Genomic DNA, 16,186 nt, shown 5'->3' with positions numbered 1-16,186 from the left:
TGATGTCCGGCCCTGTCAGTTCCTGCGCTGACGCTGATTACGGCCACCCTGACCACGACCGCCTGAACCCTGCGGCCGCCGGCCGCGTTTTCGGGTAATCGGCGGGTTTTCCATCGGCGCCATGAGCGCCTCATCGGGCACCGCAGTCTTCAGTTTCTGGCTGATGTAGGTTTCGATGGCCGGGAGTGCGAAAGAATCGTCTTCACCGGCGAAACTGATGGAAACCCCATGCTTGCCAGCTCTGCCCGTGCGCCCGATACGATGCACGTAATCCTCGGCATTATCCGGCAGATTATAGTTGAATACATGGGTAACGCCGTTTACGTGAATGCCACGGCCGGCCACATCGGTGGCGACCAGCACCTGGATACTTCCCTTCTTGAACTGATCCAGGGTTTTGAGGCGTTTGTTCTGGGCGATCTCTCCAGACATCAGCGCCACCTTGACCCCCTGGTTTCTCAGGTCTTCTTCCAGGTCGCGACACTGATCCCGCCGGTTGGCGAACACCAATGCCTTTTCCACTTCGGGCCGTTTCAGGAAATTCACGAGCACCGGAAGCTTCTCATCGTCGCCGACCAGGTACACTGTTTGCTCAACTCGTTCAGCCGTCTTCTGTTCGGGCTCAATCTCAACAAACTCTGCGTTGCTCGTCCACATGGAGGCGAGGTTGAGCACATCCTGGTTGAACGTGGCACTGAACAGCAGTGTCTGGCGCTCATCTTTGGGCGTGCACTTGCGAATAATCCGTTTAACATCCGGAATGAACCCCATGTCCAGCATGCGATCAGCCTCATCCAGAATCAGGATGTCGAGCTGATCCAGGAATACGTCCTGGGAGCCGAGGAAATCGATCAGGCGCCCCGGAGTCGCAACGAGAATGTCGACGATCTCATTCTGGAGTTGGTCGCGCTGTTTGTCATAGTTCATGCCGCCCACAACGGTAACCACGTTGTGCCCGGTATGCTGGCACAATTGCTCGGCGTCTTTCGCGATCTGCATCGCCAGTTCCCGGGTTGGCGCCAGGGCCAGAACACGCGGCTCAGAGGCAAAACGGTCTTTTTCTGGAATCGGAGTCTCAAGCAGACTCTGGATTGCCGTAATCAGAAACGCAGCGGTTTTACCAGTGCCGGTCTGCGCCTGACCAATCAGATCTTCGCAGGCCAGGGTCCAGGGCAGTGTTTCTGCCTGAATGGGTGTGCAGTATTCAAAACCAATGGCCGTAATGGCATCCAGCAAACGCTTGTCGAGGTTCAGATCGCTGAATCTCAGATCGCCGGTGTGTTTTGGGTCAGATGTCATAAAGTCTCAGTTTCCTGGGAATGTCCTGATTCAGAATATAACGGAGCGATACGCCGGGCATCTTCATGCCAGCGCTCTTCAATGGCTTCTCCGGTTCCATAAAATGTTGCCAGCGAATCAAAAAATGTCTGGGCCCGGGGCGGCAGACCCCTTAACAGATACTCGCCCGCCTGGTTCCGTACGTTGCGTCGGAAACGCTCTTCATTGGCGGCGCCAACTCCGGAAAGGTTGTCCACGCTGATGTTAAATCGGGAACCCGCAGCCACCGAAAACAACCATTCAATGGCCTGTGGCTTTACCTCGACCTGCTCGAAAGCCTCTTGCTGCTGCAGTGTACGGCCATCCGGACAGTACCAGTAACCATAGTCGTGAAGTGTGCGCCGGTACTCACCAGCAATACACCAGTGGCTTATTTCATGCAAAGCGCTGGCATAATAGCCGTGAGCAAAAACAACCTGAGCCAAGCCTTCGGGCCCGCTGGCAGGCAAGTATTCAGGTTCATCGCTGCCTTTGACCAGAACTGTCCGGTATGCTTCCCGGAAAAGGTCATTAAACAGCATGATAAGATCATTTGGACTGTGATTCATTGGGTGGCTATTGTGCGACTTTACCGCCCCCAATACCAGAGGGAACTTTGACAACCCCCTCATGTCCATTGCTGGCGTGAGCCGGCTGCGACTGCGCTGTAACAGTCCGACTTTGAAACAGTCTGATCAAAGAGACACTAACCGGGAAATCCTACAATCAATGATGGCTTTCGCTGCAGTAACAAAGATGAAACGCCAACGGGTGCATCCACTAAACCTGATTCTTGCACTCAGCCTGATGCTTTTGGCCTCCTCTTCTGCCTGGGCCCTTGGCAGTAATGGGGGCTCCCTGTTTGGCGGCCAGAGTAATGATTTCCTTCCGGTCGACGAAGCTCTGCCCTTCAGTTTCACCACCGACGCTGACGCCGTGGTTCTCACCTGGGACATCACACCCGGGCACTATCTTTATCGCAAACGGGTAAGCATCACTGCTACCAATCCCGATGTCGAACTTGGCGAACCGGAATTTTCGGCATCAGGAACGGTGACTGAAGACGAATTCTTCGGAAGAACCACGGTATTCTTTGACCCCATTGAAGCCCGTGTTCCGGTCTCTCTTCCAGCCGGCGTCCGGGAGGCACAGCTGCAGGTAACCTATCAGGGCTGCGCCAAAGCCGGGCTGTGTTACCCGCCCCAGACCCGGGATGCACTCTTCTATCAGGGCAGTGGCGGCTCCGGCTCGCCATCATCGTCGGCAGCCGGTTTTTCGGGAGGCGGCAGCGTACCTGTCAACACGGAAACCGCCACCGGACTCGCGGGTTTTCTGGCTCAGCAATCTACCCTTGTGATCGCAGGTGTGTTTCTTTTGCTGGGGCTGGGTTTGACCTTCACCCCCTGCGTTCTGCCCATGGTACCCATTATTTCGTCCCTGGTTTCCGGCAGGAACACACGAACCGCTGGGCATGCCCTGCTCTTGTCGGGCAGTTACGTTCTGGGCATGGCACTGACCTACGCTGCAGCCGGCGTGCTGACCGGCCTGCTCGGCGCCAGCTTCAACCTTCAGGCACAACTGCAATCACCCTGGGTTTTGAGCGTCTTTGCCCTGCTGTTCGTGGTATTTGCACTGTCCATGTTCGACGTGTTTGAAATCCAGCTACCGCGCTTCATTCGTGAACCACTCAATGACGCCAGCCACCGGCTCACCGGAAGCCGGGTGTTCAGTATTTTCGGTATTGGCGCTCTGTCTGCCCTGATTGTATCGCCCTGCGTATCAGCTCCGCTGGCCGGCAGCCTTTTGTATATCTCCACCACCCAAGATGCCGTCATCGGGGGTGTCGCCCTTTTTGCACTTGGCCTTGGCATGGGCATTCCACTGATTCTGGTGGCAGTGGGTGGTCGAAAACTGCTGCCCACAACCGGCCACTGGATGACTGCGGTGAAACACTTCTATGGTGTCATGTTGCTGGCGGTGGCCATCTGGCTGGTTGAGCGCCTGGTCCCGGGGTGGCTGGCACTGACCCTGTGGGGCCTCCTTGTTGCCATCACCGGCGTCCAGTTGGGCGCCTTTGATGCCGCCAAGGCAGGCTGGGAGCGAACTCGCAAAGGCCTTGGCCTGGTTCTTTTCGCCTACGGCCTCGCTTTGCTCGCAGGCGCTGTGGGCGGGGCCAACGATCCGTTGAAACCTCTGGCACCCTTTACCATGGCTTCCGCGTCATCCGGTGCCGTTGGCGCCGGAGGTCTCCAGCACGCTGATTTTGTCCGCGTCGAACAGCCCGCTGAAATACGGGCGATGTTGCAACAGGCCCGGGAACAGGGCCGGCCCGTGATGCTTGATTTCTATGCCGACTGGTGCATTTCCTGCAAGGTCATGGAGCGCAATGTGTTCAGCAAGCCGGATGTGATCCAGGCGCTTGCGCCCTATACTTTGCTGCAGATCGACATGACCGACAACACACCGGAACAACAGGCCATGCTGGACGACCTTGGTCTCTTTGGGCCGCCCGCCATCCTGTTCTACGGCAGCAATGGAGAAGAGCTCTCCCGGCGGAGGGTGCTAGGCGAAATGGATCGTGCGGAATTCCTTGGCCACCTCCGGACGCTGCGCCCGGAGGTTTAACACGATGGGCAGCTATTGCCCTCGTCGTATCAGGTAGATGAACAGGTCACTGTCTTCGGACTGATCTATCAGCTCGTGACCAAGAAACTGGCAGAACCTCGGTATGTCCCGGGTGGTGGAAGGATCAGTGGCAACAACTCGCAACACACCGCCGGGTTGAACATCATTGATCCGGTTATGAAGCATCATCACCGGTTCCGGGCAGAAAAGGCCACGGGCATCCAGCTCCAGGTCGTATTCGGTTGCGCTCACACTAGGTCTCCTGTCAATGAACCTGATTTTTCGTGAAAACCTGCTAAATTATTGTTTATAACAGTTAAAACACTTGGAGGTTTGCCATGATCCGGGTTCTGATCGAACGCCATATTGCTGAAACCCTGGAAACAGCCTACGAAGAACGTTCGCGCAAGGTTCTCCAGCAGGCTGTCAGTGCCCCCGGCTTTATATCCGGCGAAACCCTGGTTGACAGCCACGACCCCAATCACCGGATAACACTGGCGAACTGGCGGTCTGAAGCAGACTGGGACCGCTGGTTTCACTCCGACGCACGCCGAGCACTCATGCTGGAGTTAATCCCCATGATGGATGAGGAAGAACACATCACGGTTCTGGAACAAAGCGCCTTTTAACCCGTCCGCTCGATAAAACAGGTAATTTCTTCACGGTCATGATACAGGTGGCGGGCTTTCAGGCGAAAACCGATGCCCGCCTCTTTCAGGCCATCGACAAGAATATCACGGCAGATCAGCCACTCGTCATAGCGCTTTTTCATCGGTAACTTGAGATTGAATACCGTGTAACGACAAAGACCCTCACCGAGCCAGGTGACGGCCAGCTTCGCAGTTTTCCGGGGCTGATCCACAATATCGCAGACCATCCAGTCGATACCCCGTTTGGGACGCCACCCGTAGCCATCCGCCTCCACATGCTCCACCTGCCCCGAAGCCATCAATTCGGGGTTCATGGGGCCGTTATCCACCGCGGTTACCATCATTCCCTGGCGCACAAGCTGCCAGGTCCAGCCACCTGGAGCGGCCCCCAGATCGGCGGCCTTCTTGCCACCACCGAGGTAGTCGAGCTCCTGTTCCGGCGGCAAAAACACCTTCCAGGCCTCTTCCAGTTTCAGGGCAGATCGACTGGGCGCCGATGCCGGCAGCCGCAATCGCGGGATGCCACCGACATACCGGGCCCGATTATCCGCAAGGCTGAACCCCACAACAACCGAACCGAAGTCCTGCAGGAAAACCTCCAGTCGGGCCGGGGCCGAAGCATTCTGGTCGGCCTTAAGGAGACCAGCTCCACGCAAGCCACGGGAGAGAGGCGATACCCACTTCCGCGCAAAGTTTCCAAGATCACCGTCCGCATTATTTTCCGGCAACCTGACCTCAAGCCGCGCACATCCGGGATAGCCTCGCCCTAGCCCCTGGAGCCCTTCTATAACCGCGCCAACCCTGTCGACCTCGGGCAAGCTGAATTGCCCCAGGACCACGATCCAGTCACGAACAAACACCAGTTCATCAAGCTTGAGGCGGGCCATCACATCATCCGCGGTTTCTGGAGCGGTCGGGTAGAAACGCACCAGACCCTGATCTTTAACAGGTTCGAAATAGCCAAAAATACCGCTTTCTGCGGCTGAGTCAGTCACTTCACGCCCGGCTTCCGTTTCAAAGCCGGGCCGGCAAAACACAAGAATCTGTTCCATGTATTTCCTGAATCGGGGTTGGAGACCAACCGGTAAAAGTTGAATCTGTTTAACAGCGCAGATTGTCCTCTCTGGCTACACTTCCCGCTCTGATAACCGCGGGAAGCCATGAATGACGTCCGTTTTGCGCTTGATTGCCATTCTCAGCCTTTTGCTGACCCCTGCCTTGGCGTTGCCAGACAAGGGATCCGCCCCGTTGGGCTGTCCCACTCTCGAGGCAACCGATCCTGCTGCCCGCGCTTCCCTGATGCAATACATTTGCTATTACAGCGCCCCGCCGGGCGCGCCCGGCCATACGGCAACGAATCCTGACCAGCTTTCGGAGGGGCTGGAGTGGACGCCAGCGAACGGGCGGGACCTGGTTTTCAGCCATACCAAATCCGTTTACTGGGTCCACCTACAGGTCAGGAACTCCGGGACTGAACGTGCCGCCTGGTACCTGAAAGTCAACTATCCTCTGCTGGACGAAGTTACATTCTGGCAAACCGGGAATAATACTACAGAGACAGTTGTTACCGGTGATCAGCGCCCTTTCGCATCTCGAGCGGTAGCCTACCGATATTTCCTGCTCCCCGTCACCCTGAATGGCGGTGAGACCCGGTCTCTGACGATCCGGATCCACAGCAATGGCGCACTGAACGTGCCGCTCAGTTTTGAAACTGCGGCAGAAGTGATTGCCCGCAGCAATCACCTGACACTGACTCATGGGCTTTTCTACGGAGCCCTCCTGGTCTTCGCGGTCTTCAACCTGCTGCTTTTTTTCAGCTCCGGAACAGGCTATTACTTCTATAACGCATTCTACCTAGCGGCGCTGGGGCTCTTTCTGTTTGCTATGGGCGGATTCGCCAACCAGTACTTCTGGCCAGACAATGCCAGCTTTGCCAATACGTCCATTCCGCTGTCGTTGTCACTTTGCGCTCTCGCCATGATACTTTTTGGCCGCTCGTTCCTGGAAGTTGACAGGGGAACTATCTCAGATACCCTGCTCAAGGGTCAGGCCTGGTTCTGCGTCGGGTTCCTGGCGCTGACTCTGGTGCTGCCCTACAACAAGACCATTCTCCTCAATACCGTTCTGGCTCTGACTGTTATCTCAAGCCTGTTCATCATCGCAGCCGTTCGGTGGAAGCAGGGCTATCAGCCTGCCATGTGGTACTTGCTGGCGTGGCTTATCATGCTGGTTGGTGGCCTGATATACGCCCTGGCGGCCTTTGGCTACCTCCATGACTTCCTTGCAAGAGAAGCATTGATGCAATCCGCGGTGGGGGGACAGGTGATTCTGCTGAACTATGCCATGGTGCAGCGATGGCGCCTCCTCAACCAGAAGCTTCTGGATGTCGAGCACAGCGCCAGGACAGAGCTGGAATTCAAGGTCCACGAACGCACTTCACAGTTGCGAAATACTATGCGTGAACTGGAAAAGGCCAATCGCAAGCTGTCAACGATGAGCCTGAACGACGCCCTCACCGGCCTCTATAACCGAAGGCATCTGAATAACATTTTCCCCGAGCTTTGCGCTGAAGCACGTCGAACCTCCCAGCCCCTGACGCTGGCCCTGGTAGACGCCGACCATTTCAAGAACATTAACGATACATGGGGCCATGGCTTCGGGGACACCTGCCTTCAGTTCATCGCCGAATTGCTTAGCCGGCATGTAAAACGCCCGAGAGATGTAGCCATCCGTTTCGGCGGTGAAGAGTTCGCTCTGCTGCTACCCGGAACCGATGCGGCAGGGGCCCTGAACGTCTGTGCGCTACTGCTGAAAGATATCGCCAACACGCCGCTTCTGTCGCCGGACGGCACCGAGGTGAGAATGACTCTGAGCGCTGGCATCGCGTCGCTCACCCCGGGCGAGACGCAGAACCAGCTATTCGAGCGCGCAGATGAAGCCCTGTACCGCGCAAAAAGCGAGGGCCGCAACCATGCTCAACTATCTGAAACTATTGGAGTGGAGTGAAGATCAGGCTAAAAGCTGCTCATCCACAAAAATCCGGGCTTCCCGTGCAGCTGAAGCAATCAGATCGCCCTGTGTCCAGGCCTGGCTTTTCAGTGGCTGGAAATCGTGATTGCCACCTTCCAGCCAGCGCAAACGGATCGCTTCCAGTTCCTGTTCGTGATCGTCCATCTCGGCGGGCTTGCCGAACGGATCCCTTGTCCCCTGAAGCACCAGCATGGGGCAGTTCAGATCCCGGAAATGTGCTGTGCGCCAACGGTCCAGCTTTCCCGGCGGATGGAACGGGTAACCAAAACAGACAACACCATCGATGCCATCCCGACGGCTGGCCAGGATGCTCGCCATGCGGCCGCCCATGGACTTGCCTCCAACCAGGATCATGCTTCCGCTCCCGAGCTCTGTGCGAAGCTGGTCAACGACCGTGGAAAAATACTCCAGTAATGCCGGCTCCCGGTCGGGCGGACGCTTCTTTCCATCTAGGCGTCGTTTCTGCATGTAGGGGAATTCAAAGCGAACCGTCCCGATACCTTCCCGCTCAAGCGCCACGGCAAGCTCCTCCATGAACGAAGAGTCAGCCGGCGCGCCCGCGCCATGAGCCAGAATCAGTACGACTTCCGAGTGACTCACATAGCCTTTGGTCTTAATCAACTCCACAGGATTCACCTCATCCAATTAAGCGACTATCATTGCTAGCAGGCAACACATATTCCCTACGCTGAAACAACTCCAATAACGGCACTGAAAAGGAAGCCATGTTGCTGATTTCGGCGCATTTGACGGATGTCAGGAGTTGACCTGAGTCATTGCAAACAGCTAATCGTTTCTCCATACTTGCGCCCGCATATTTCCCCACTTTAAACCCATTGGTAAGGCTATGAGCACAGTAAATGCAAACCTGACATACAACTACAAGGTGGTAAGGCAGTTCACCATCATGACAGTGGTATGGGGTATTGTAGGTATGTCCCTGGGTGTGCTGATCGCAGCACAGCTGGTCTGGCCATCCCTCAACCTCGACCTGCCCTTCACCCACTTCGGCCGCCTGCGGCCGCTGCATACCAACGCCGTCATATTCGGCTTTGGTGGAAGTGCCCTCTTCGCTACCTCCTATTATGTTGTGCAACGCACCTGTCAGGCCCGTCTGATTTCGGATGGTCTCGCGTCGTTCACTTTCTGGGGCTGGCAAGCGATCATTGTCTCGGCAGCTATCACTCTGCCGCTTGGCCTTACCTCAACCAAAGAGTACGCAGAGCTTGAATGGCCGATCGATATCGCCATTGCCATTGTCTGGGTAACGTACGCTCTGGTGTTCTTCGGAACCATTACCAAGCGCAGTACGCCGCACATTTATGTGGCCAACTGGTTTTATGGTGCATTCATCATCACCGTTGCGGCTCTGCACATCGGCAACAATCTGGCCCTGCCAGTCAGCGCCTTCAAATCCTACTCAGCCTACGCTGGCGTTACTGATGCCATGATGCAATGGTGGTATGGCCATAACGCAGTTGGCTTCTTCCTGACTGCTGGCTTCCTGGGCATGATGTACTACTTCGTTCCCAAACAAGCCAACCGTCCGGTTTACTCCTATCGCCTGTCTATCGTCCACTTCTGGGCCCTGATCGCGACCTATGTCTGGGCCGGTGGTCACCACCTGCACTACTCTGCGCTGCCAGACTGGGCACAGACTGCGGGCATGGTTATGTCCCTGATTCTGCTCGCACCTTCCTGGGGCGGCATGATCAACGGCATGATGACCCTGTCAGGCGCCTGGCACAAACTTCGTACCGACCCCATTCTGCGCTTCCTGGTGGTTTCCCTGTCGTTCTACGGCATGTCCACTTTTGAAGGTCCGATGATGGCCATCAAGACTGTGAACGCACTTTCCCACAACACTGACTGGACCATCGGCCACGTTCACTCGGGTGCTCTTGGCTGGGTTGCCATGATCAGTATCGGTGCGGTTTATCATCTCGTACCCAAGCTTTGGGGTGTTCAGGCGATGTATAGCACTGCTCTGATTAACGTTCACTTCTGGCTTTCCACTGTCGGTGTTGTTCTTTACATCGTCGCAATGTGGGTAAACGGCATCATGCAAGGCCTGATGTGGCGCGCAGTTAACGAAGACGGCACATTGACCTACAGCTTCGTTGAGGCTCTGGAAGCTTCTTATCCGGGCTACTTCGTTCGCTTCATCGGTGGGGCTATTTTCGTGAGCGGTATGCTCTTGATGGCTTACAACGTTTATATGACCGTTCGCCAGAAAGATGCGGTTGCGCAGGACAACGCGGCAGCACAGCCGGCGTAACGGGAGAGAATCAGAATGAAACATGAAATAGTCGAAAAAAACCTTGGCCTGATGATCGTACTGATCGTCCTGACCATCAGTGGCGGCTTTCTGGCTGAGATAGTGCCTCTGTTCTTCCAAAAGAGCGTTAATGAGCCTATCGAGGGTCTCAAGCCACTCAGCGCCGTTGAGTTGGAAGGCCGGGACATCTACATCCGTGAAGGCTGCCACGTGTGCCATACCCAGCAGATTCGTCCATTTCGGGCAGAAACTGAACGTTATGGCCACTACTCCGTTGCGGGCGAGTTTGTTTATGACCGCCCGTTCCTGTGGGGTTCCAAGCGCACCGGTCCGGATCTGGCCCGCGTAGGCGGTCGTTACTCGGATGCCTGGCAGCGCCAGCATCTTTACGATCCGCGCAGCGTGGTACCCGAGTCCAACATGCCGGCATTCCCCTGGCTGTTCGAAAACAAGGTAGACCACACCAAGACCGCTGCAAAACTGGAAACGCTTCAGACACTTGGCGTGCCCTACACTGACGAGCAGATTGCAGAAGCGTCTGCTCAGGTGGAAGGCAAATTCGAAATCGAGGCTCTGGTCGCTTATCTGCAGCAGCTGGGCACAGTGATTTCAGAAAGACGGTGAATTAATGGATATCAATGAGTTACGCGGGATTCACACGATTCTTGTAATGGCGGTGTTCTTTGGCATTGTCTGGTGGGCATACAGCGCCCACAGAAAGAAGGCCAACGATGAGGCAGCTCACCTGCCCTTTGATGATGACGACGTTGAACAGCGTACGCTCGAACAGGAAAAAGCGGAGAAAAAACAATGAGTACCTTCTGGAGCATCTGGATCAGCGTGATCACGCTGGGTACTGTGTTTGGCTGCTGGTGGCTGCTTTGGGCGACCCGCAAGAGCCAGACTAGCGATACCGAAACCGACCGCACCATGGGCCATTCCTTTGATGGCATTGAGGAATATGACAATCCACTCCCCAAGTGGTGGTTCTACCTGTTCCTCGCTACCTGCATATTTGCGTTGGGATACCTTGCGCTCTATCCCGGTCTCGGCAACTTCAAGGGCTTGCTGGGTTGGACCTCGACCAACCAATGGGAAGCCGAGGTTGCCGAGGCTGAAGAAAAGTATGGCCCGATTTACGCACAGTTCGGACAGACTCCGGTACCCGAGCTGGCTGAAAACGGCGATGCTATGAAAATCGGGCAGCGCCTTTTTGCCAACAACTGTGCGGTCTGCCATGGCTCTGCCGCTCGCGGCCAGGTGGGCTTCCCCAACCTGACGGACGACGACTGGCTCTGGGGTGGAACACCGGAAGCAATCCTGGAAACCCTGCACAATGGCCGTATGGGTAATATGCCGGCCAAAGGCACCATGCCCAGCATGACCAACGAGCAGGTTGACCAGGTTGTGAACTATGTTCTGAGCTTCAGTGGTCGGGAAAAGGACGCCGAAGCGGCCAAAGCAGGTGAACAGGTCTTCGCACAGGCTTGTGTGGCCTGTCACGGCCCTCAGGGTAAGGGTATGCAGGCTTTGGGCGCACCCAACCTGACAGACAACACCTGGCTCTATGGCTCGACCTATGAATGGATCAAGGAGACCGTGATGAACGGTCGCCAGAACCAGATGCCCGCTCAGGATCGTCTTTTATCAGACGATCAGATTCAGATTCTCGCGGCTTACGTCTATAGCCTCTCGAACTGAGTCAGCCGGCCGGGGTATAGCCCCGGCCCGGTCTTTTCAACCCTGTGTCTGTGATGCGGGCACAGGCTTGAAAAGATCAGCAGCCTAAAGGCCTGTTGCCCCGTATTACCATTTTCCTGGAGGTAACGATGAGCAGTGAGATCCCGGTCAAACAGGTTGACCCATCCTCTGACCCCTCCGACAACAACAATAAACCCGGAACCGTCGAGTTATACGCCAGCCGTAAGAAGATTTACGTCAAGGAAGTGAAAGGCTTCTTTCAGCGCATTCGGAACGTCAGCCTGACGTTGCTCATGGGTATGTACTTTGCTTTTGTCTGGTTCACCCTGGACGGGCAACCGTTGATTCATTTCGACCTTCCTGCCCGTGAATTCCATCTTTACGGAGCGACTTTCTACCCGAAAGATTTTATCTTGCTCTCGGGAATGCTGATTATCAGCGCTTTTGGTCTGTTTTTTATTACGACGCTATTTGGCCGGGTCTGGTGCGGATATACCTGCCCCCAGACTGTCTGGACCTTCATTTTCATGTGGGTTGAAGAACGCATTGAAGGCAGCCGAAACAAGCGGATGAAGCTGGACAAAGCGCCTAGCTCGGCAAACAAAATTGCGAAGAAATCCGCCAAGCATACCGTCTGGTTGCTCATAGCACTGGCTACCGGCCTCACATTTGTTGGCTACTTCTATCCGATCCGCGAACTGATCACAGATCTATTCACCTTGCAGGCCAATGGCTGGGCCTATTTCTGGGTTGCATTCTTCACTGTCGCCACCTACCTCAATGCAGGCTGGATGCGAGAGCAGGTTTGTCTTTACATGTGCCCCTATGCCCGCTTCCAGTCGGTCATGTTTGATCCCAATACCCGTGTGGTCTCCTATGATCCCAACCGCGGCGAGCCCCGGGGCGGCCGCAAAAAAGGTGTAGATCCGGCGGAGGCAGGGCTGGGCGACTGCATCGACTGTGGCCAGTGTGTTCAGGTGTGTCCAACGGGAATTGATATCAGGGACGGGCTTCAGTACGAATGCATCGGCTGTGCGCTGTGCATTGATGCCTGCGACGAGATCATGGACAAGATGGATTACCCGAGGGGTTTGATTCGTTACACGACGGAGAATGAGCTTGAAGGTAAGACCTCGAAACTCTTGCGGCCACGCACTTTCGGTTATGGGGCAGTCCTGTTTCTCATGATTGCGGCAATTATCTTCACAATTGCCACACGGGTTCCCGCCCAGATGGATGCCCTTCGTGATCGCGGTGCCCTGTACAACTTCAATGGCGAGGGTCGGGTTGAGAATTCCTACACGCTGAAGATCGCCAATATGACGGAAGTGCCCCAGACCTTCACTCTCGCAGTGACTGGCCTTGAGGGAATCCGGATCCTGACTGACACTTCGGTAACCGTTGAAAGTGGTGAAAACCGCTCATTGCCGACCGTCGTCGACGTGCCGCCAGAATCCATTACCGAATCCAATAACGATATCTTATTCAGGGCGCAATCCGAGACAGATTCTTCGCTGAGCCTTGAAACTGAAAGCCGATTTGTCGGTCCAACGCGCTGATTTCCGATCAAGCGGCTCTGACCGTTCATACGAGATACTGATTTATGACAGCTGAAACACCCGTAGCACCCTGGTACCGCCAACCCTGGTTCTGGTTCCTGCTGATTTTCCCGGGCGCATCCATCATTTATTGCGCCATTGCCATCACCATCGCGGTAAGTACAGAGAATGCGATGGTCACTGACGACTGGTCCAAAGAAGGCCGTGGGATCAACATGTCCATCGCTAGGGACCAGAAAGCAGCTGACCTTGGCATGGAAGCTCAGATTGACTTTCAGAACCGCAATGTCACGGTCGACTTGAACACCGTTGAAGGCCCGGCGGATTTCCCATACCTGATTCTCAACCTGTTCCATCCGACACTCTCGGACAAAGACCGCACTGTCCAGTTCCAGCAGGTTGCCCCAGGGCGATTTGCCGGGAAACTCCACAGCGATATCGACGGCCGTTGGTACTACGACCTCCGGGGTCCGGCCAACGAATGGCGCCTGAAAGGTGAAGCCTGGTTACCTTCTGAAAACGGCATTACCATCAAGGCCGGGGAGTCTGCCCAAGGTTGACGCGCCTGGATTGCTTCCACTGCGGTGAACCGGCAGACGGTGAGCCGCCCATTACACTTGAGCTCGATGGCGCAACACGCCACTTCTGCTGCCAGGGCTGCAAAGCGGTTTGCCAGACTATCCACAACGAGGGTCTGACGGGTTTTTATGATTTCCGGACAAAACCCGCCGTTACACCAAAGCAACTGACCAATGCAGAGCTAAACCGCCTCAGGGAACTTGACCACCCACTGGTTCAGGAATCCTTTGTTGCACCGGTTAAAGGCGCGCAGGAAGCTCAGTTGCTGATTGGTGGTATCACCTGCGCTGCCTGTATCTGGCTGCTTGAAAATCACATGAAGCAGCAACCTGGTGTCGTGTCTTTTTCGGTGAATCACACCACACAACGGGCGCGGCTGGTCTGGTCCCAGGACCAGGCGCCGCTGAGCGACCTTCTGATTGCCATCCATGAGCTTGGTTATACGGCCCGCCCCTATCAGGCAGACGAGGCAGAACAGGCCCTAAAGGCAGAGCACCGGTCCATGCTGATCAGGGTCGCCATCGCGGGCATAGGCTCTTTTCAGAGCATGATGCTGGCATTTCCGTTGTACTTCGAACTGGTCAACGACCTGTCACCAGAATTTGTCAGCTTTTTCCGCTGGTTCAGTCTGCTGGTTGCCACTCCTGTAGTTCTCTATAGCGCCGCCCCCTTTTTCCGCAACGCCCGCCGGGATATCCAGAGCCGGCACCTGACCATGGATGTGCCGGTTGCCATTGCAATCGGGCTCGCCTACCTCGCCAGTGCCTGGGTAACCCTATTTGGCGGCGAGGAAGTCTATTTCGAGTCTGTGTGCATGTTTACGTTCTTCCTGCTGCTGGGCCGTTATATCGAAGTTCAGGCCCGCTACCGTGCCGGGCTGACCGGTAATGCCCTTGCGGGGTTCCAGCCGACCGTTGCCACATTGGTGAACGGTGATGATACGGACATTGTCCCGGCCCACCAGATTCGGCCCGGCGATGTCGTTCGGGTTCGGCCCGGTGAGACTCTGCCAGTGGATGGAGAGATCGTGCGGGGAGAGTCCACCCTGAACGAGGCGGCGTTGACGGGAGAATATCTGCCAGAAACCCGTTATCCCGGGGACACGGTTCATGCCGGCAGTGTGAACGGCGAGAATCCGCTCGATGTCCGCGTGGTAAAGGCGGGCGCGCAAACGCGGCTTTCAGGCATTCTCCGGGTGTTGGACCGGGTGCAATCCGAAAAGCCCCAGGTCGCGATGATGGCCGACCGGATGGCAGGGAAATTTGTCGGACGGGTACTGATACTGTCGCCCGTAGTCTGGATCGGCTGGTGGCTGGCAGGCGCCGACAACGCCTTCGACATCACCCTGTCGGTACTGGTGGTAACCTGCCCCTGTGCTTTGTCGTTGGCAACCCCAACCGCCATCACCTCTGCCACCGTCCGACTGCGGCGCCTCGGGTTTCTCCCCACTCGGGGCCATACCCTCGAATCAATGAACACCATCGATACCGTGGTATTCGATAAAACCGGAACACTAACCCGCGGCGAGCTCAGCCTCACGGGCATCGATATTGTCGGCAGTATGGATGAGGAGGCCTGCCTGAGGCTCGCCGCCGGGCTCGAGAATTATTCCGAGCATCCGATTGCCCGGGTATTCCACCGGCGAAACACTGCCTCGGTCGAGCACGTGGAAAACCACGTCGGCGGGGGACTGTCTGGCCAACTGGGTGATATGCCAGTTTTCATCGGCCATCGAGGTTTTGTCGAACAGCATATCATTGCACCAGCCCCCAACACTGAACTCCATCAGGGCATGGAGATCTGGCTGGCATCAGGCCGCGAGTGGCTGGCTTGTTTCCGGCTGGACGACCAACCCCGAGCCGACGCCGGTGCGGCGATCAGATCTCTTCAGGAGGCTGGAATTCGCACATTGCTCCTGAGTGGCGACCGCTCCGGGCATGTTGAGCAGGTCGCGGGCATGCTGGGCATTGATGAAGCGATCGGACAGGCCTCTCCAGAAGACAAACTGGCAGTCCTGCAGAAACTGGAATCTGAAGGCCGACACATCATGATGGTAGGCGACGGACTGAACGATCTCCCGTCCATGGCCGGCGCCGGAATCTCAGTTGCCATGGGCACAGCTGCAGACTTGACCCAACTCAAGGCCGATGCGGTTCTGTTGAATGGCCAGTTGCTGCAGTTGGTTGAGGCCCTGAAAATCAGCCGTCAGACCCGGCGCATCATCCGCCAGAATCTCTGGTGGGCGCTCGCCTACAATGTCTGCGCGTTACCCCTCGCGGCTGCAGGCATGGTACCTCCCTGGCTGGCAGCGATCGGCATGTCACTAAGCTCCCTGGTGGTTGTGTTGAATGCGCTGAGACTCGGTAGGGAACCAAAGCAACCGGGTCAGCACAATCCGGCGGTTGGCGCCCAGGCTCTGTCCTGATAACGTGTCTTTATAATCTTTT

Annotated in this window: 15 protein-coding genes; 10 read left to right on the top strand and 5 right to left on the bottom strand. The window is 56.1% G+C overall.

All coding sequences use genetic code 11. From position 1 onward, the window contains the following. Positions 1-15 precede the first annotated feature (15 nt). Both CFT65_RS10315 and CFT65_RS10310 read right to left on the bottom strand, forming a co-directional pair. On the bottom strand, positions 16-1,299 hold the full coding sequence (locus tag CFT65_RS10315; protein WP_088827948.1) for a DEAD/DEAH box helicase: 1,284 nt from the start codon (positions 1,297-1,299) through the stop codon (positions 16-18). After that, on the bottom strand, positions 1,296-1,886 hold the full coding sequence (locus CFT65_RS10310) for an elongation factor P hydroxylase (RefSeq protein ID WP_088827946.1): 591 nt from the start codon (positions 1,884-1,886) through the stop codon (positions 1,296-1,298). Before CFT65_RS10310 ends, CFT65_RS10315 begins: the two co-directional genes overlap by 4 nt. Positions 1,887-2,073: 187 nt before the next feature. On the opposite strand from CFT65_RS10310, the gene dsbD reads away from it, so the two are divergent. Further along, a complete protein-coding gene (gene dsbD, locus CFT65_RS10305) occupies positions 2,074-3,942 on the top strand; it encodes a protein-disulfide reductase DsbD (RefSeq protein ID WP_228705815.1) in 1,869 nt (622 codons plus the stop codon). Between the two features lie 12 nt (positions 3,943-3,954). Here the strand turns inward: dsbD and tusA are convergent, their stop codons facing one another. Beyond that, the gene (tusA, locus tag CFT65_RS10300) at positions 3,955-4,194 is read right to left on the bottom strand and encodes a sulfurtransferase TusA (protein ID WP_088827943.1); all 240 of its coding nucleotides are present in this window, start codon (positions 4,192-4,194) and stop codon (positions 3,955-3,957) included. A gap of 86 nt (positions 4,195-4,280) precedes the next feature. Between tusA and CFT65_RS10295 the strand changes: the two genes are divergently transcribed. Next, positions 4,281-4,571 (top strand): antibiotic biosynthesis monooxygenase family protein, encoded by a 291-nt coding sequence (locus CFT65_RS10295; protein WP_088827941.1) that lies wholly within the window; start codon positions 4,281-4,283, stop codon positions 4,569-4,571. Here CFT65_RS10295 and rlmM read toward each other — a convergent pair. Next, a complete protein-coding gene (rlmM, locus tag CFT65_RS10290; RefSeq protein WP_088827939.1) occupies positions 4,568-5,644 on the bottom strand; it encodes a 23S rRNA (cytidine(2498)-2'-O)-methyltransferase RlmM in 1,077 nt (358 codons plus the stop codon). The genes CFT65_RS10295 and rlmM overlap by 4 nt on opposite strands. 112 nt (positions 5,645-5,756) lie before the next feature. Between rlmM and CFT65_RS10285 the strand changes: the two genes are divergently transcribed. Further along, on the top strand, positions 5,757-7,598 hold the full coding sequence (locus CFT65_RS10285; protein WP_088827938.1) for a sensor domain-containing diguanylate cyclase: 1,842 nt from the start codon (positions 5,757-5,759) through the stop codon (positions 7,596-7,598). A gap of 3 nt (positions 7,599-7,601) precedes the next feature. Here the strand turns inward: CFT65_RS10285 and CFT65_RS10280 are convergent, their stop codons facing one another. Next, a complete protein-coding gene (locus tag CFT65_RS10280; RefSeq protein WP_172408453.1) occupies positions 7,602-8,249 on the bottom strand; it encodes an alpha/beta family hydrolase in 648 nt (215 codons plus the stop codon). Positions 8,250-8,469: 220 nt separating this feature from the next. Here CFT65_RS10280 and ccoN point away from each other — a divergent pair, with 220 nt between their 5' ends. From ccoN to CFT65_RS10245, 7 genes are all read left to right on the top strand, one after another. Continuing rightward, a complete protein-coding gene (gene ccoN, locus CFT65_RS10275) occupies positions 8,470-9,900 on the top strand; it encodes a cytochrome-c oxidase, cbb3-type subunit I (protein ID WP_088827936.1) in 1,431 nt (476 codons plus the stop codon). 15 nt (positions 9,901-9,915) lie between these two features. Beyond that, a complete protein-coding gene (gene ccoO / locus CFT65_RS10270; protein WP_088827934.1) occupies positions 9,916-10,524 on the top strand; it encodes a cytochrome-c oxidase, cbb3-type subunit II in 609 nt (202 codons plus the stop codon). A gap of 4 nt (positions 10,525-10,528) precedes the next feature. Then, positions 10,529-10,714 carry a cbb3-type cytochrome oxidase subunit 3 gene (locus CFT65_RS10265; protein WP_088827933.1) on the top strand — a complete coding sequence of 62 codons (186 nt, stop codon included), beginning with the start codon at positions 10,529-10,531 and terminating at the stop codon, positions 10,712-10,714. Further along, positions 10,711-11,601 (top strand): cytochrome-c oxidase, cbb3-type subunit III, encoded by an 891-nt coding sequence (gene ccoP, locus CFT65_RS10260; protein WP_088827931.1) that lies wholly within the window; start codon positions 10,711-10,713, stop codon positions 11,599-11,601. The genes CFT65_RS10265 and ccoP overlap by 4 nt, the downstream gene beginning before the upstream one ends. A gap of 128 nt (positions 11,602-11,729) precedes the next feature. Next, complete coding sequence (ccoG, locus tag CFT65_RS10255; protein WP_088827929.1) at positions 11,730-13,160, top strand: cytochrome c oxidase accessory protein CcoG; 1,431 nt, start codon at positions 11,730-11,732, stop codon at positions 13,158-13,160. A 44-nt stretch (positions 13,161-13,204) separates the two neighbouring features. Further along, positions 13,205-13,720, top strand: coding sequence for a FixH family protein (locus CFT65_RS10250; protein ID WP_088827927.1), 516 nt, complete (start codon positions 13,205-13,207; stop codon positions 13,718-13,720). Further along, positions 13,717-16,164 carry a heavy metal translocating P-type ATPase gene (locus CFT65_RS10245; protein WP_088827925.1) on the top strand — a complete coding sequence of 816 codons (2,448 nt, stop codon included), beginning with the start codon at positions 13,717-13,719 and terminating at the stop codon, positions 16,162-16,164. Before CFT65_RS10250 ends, CFT65_RS10245 begins: the two co-directional genes overlap by 4 nt. Positions 16,165-16,186: the final 22 nt, after the last annotated feature.

Source organism: Marinobacter sp. es.048 (genome assembly GCF_900188435.1).
Classification (GTDB): Bacteria; Pseudomonadota; Gammaproteobacteria; order Pseudomonadales; family Oleiphilaceae; genus Marinobacter.
This window is presented reverse-complemented; position numbering and strand designations above follow the sequence as displayed.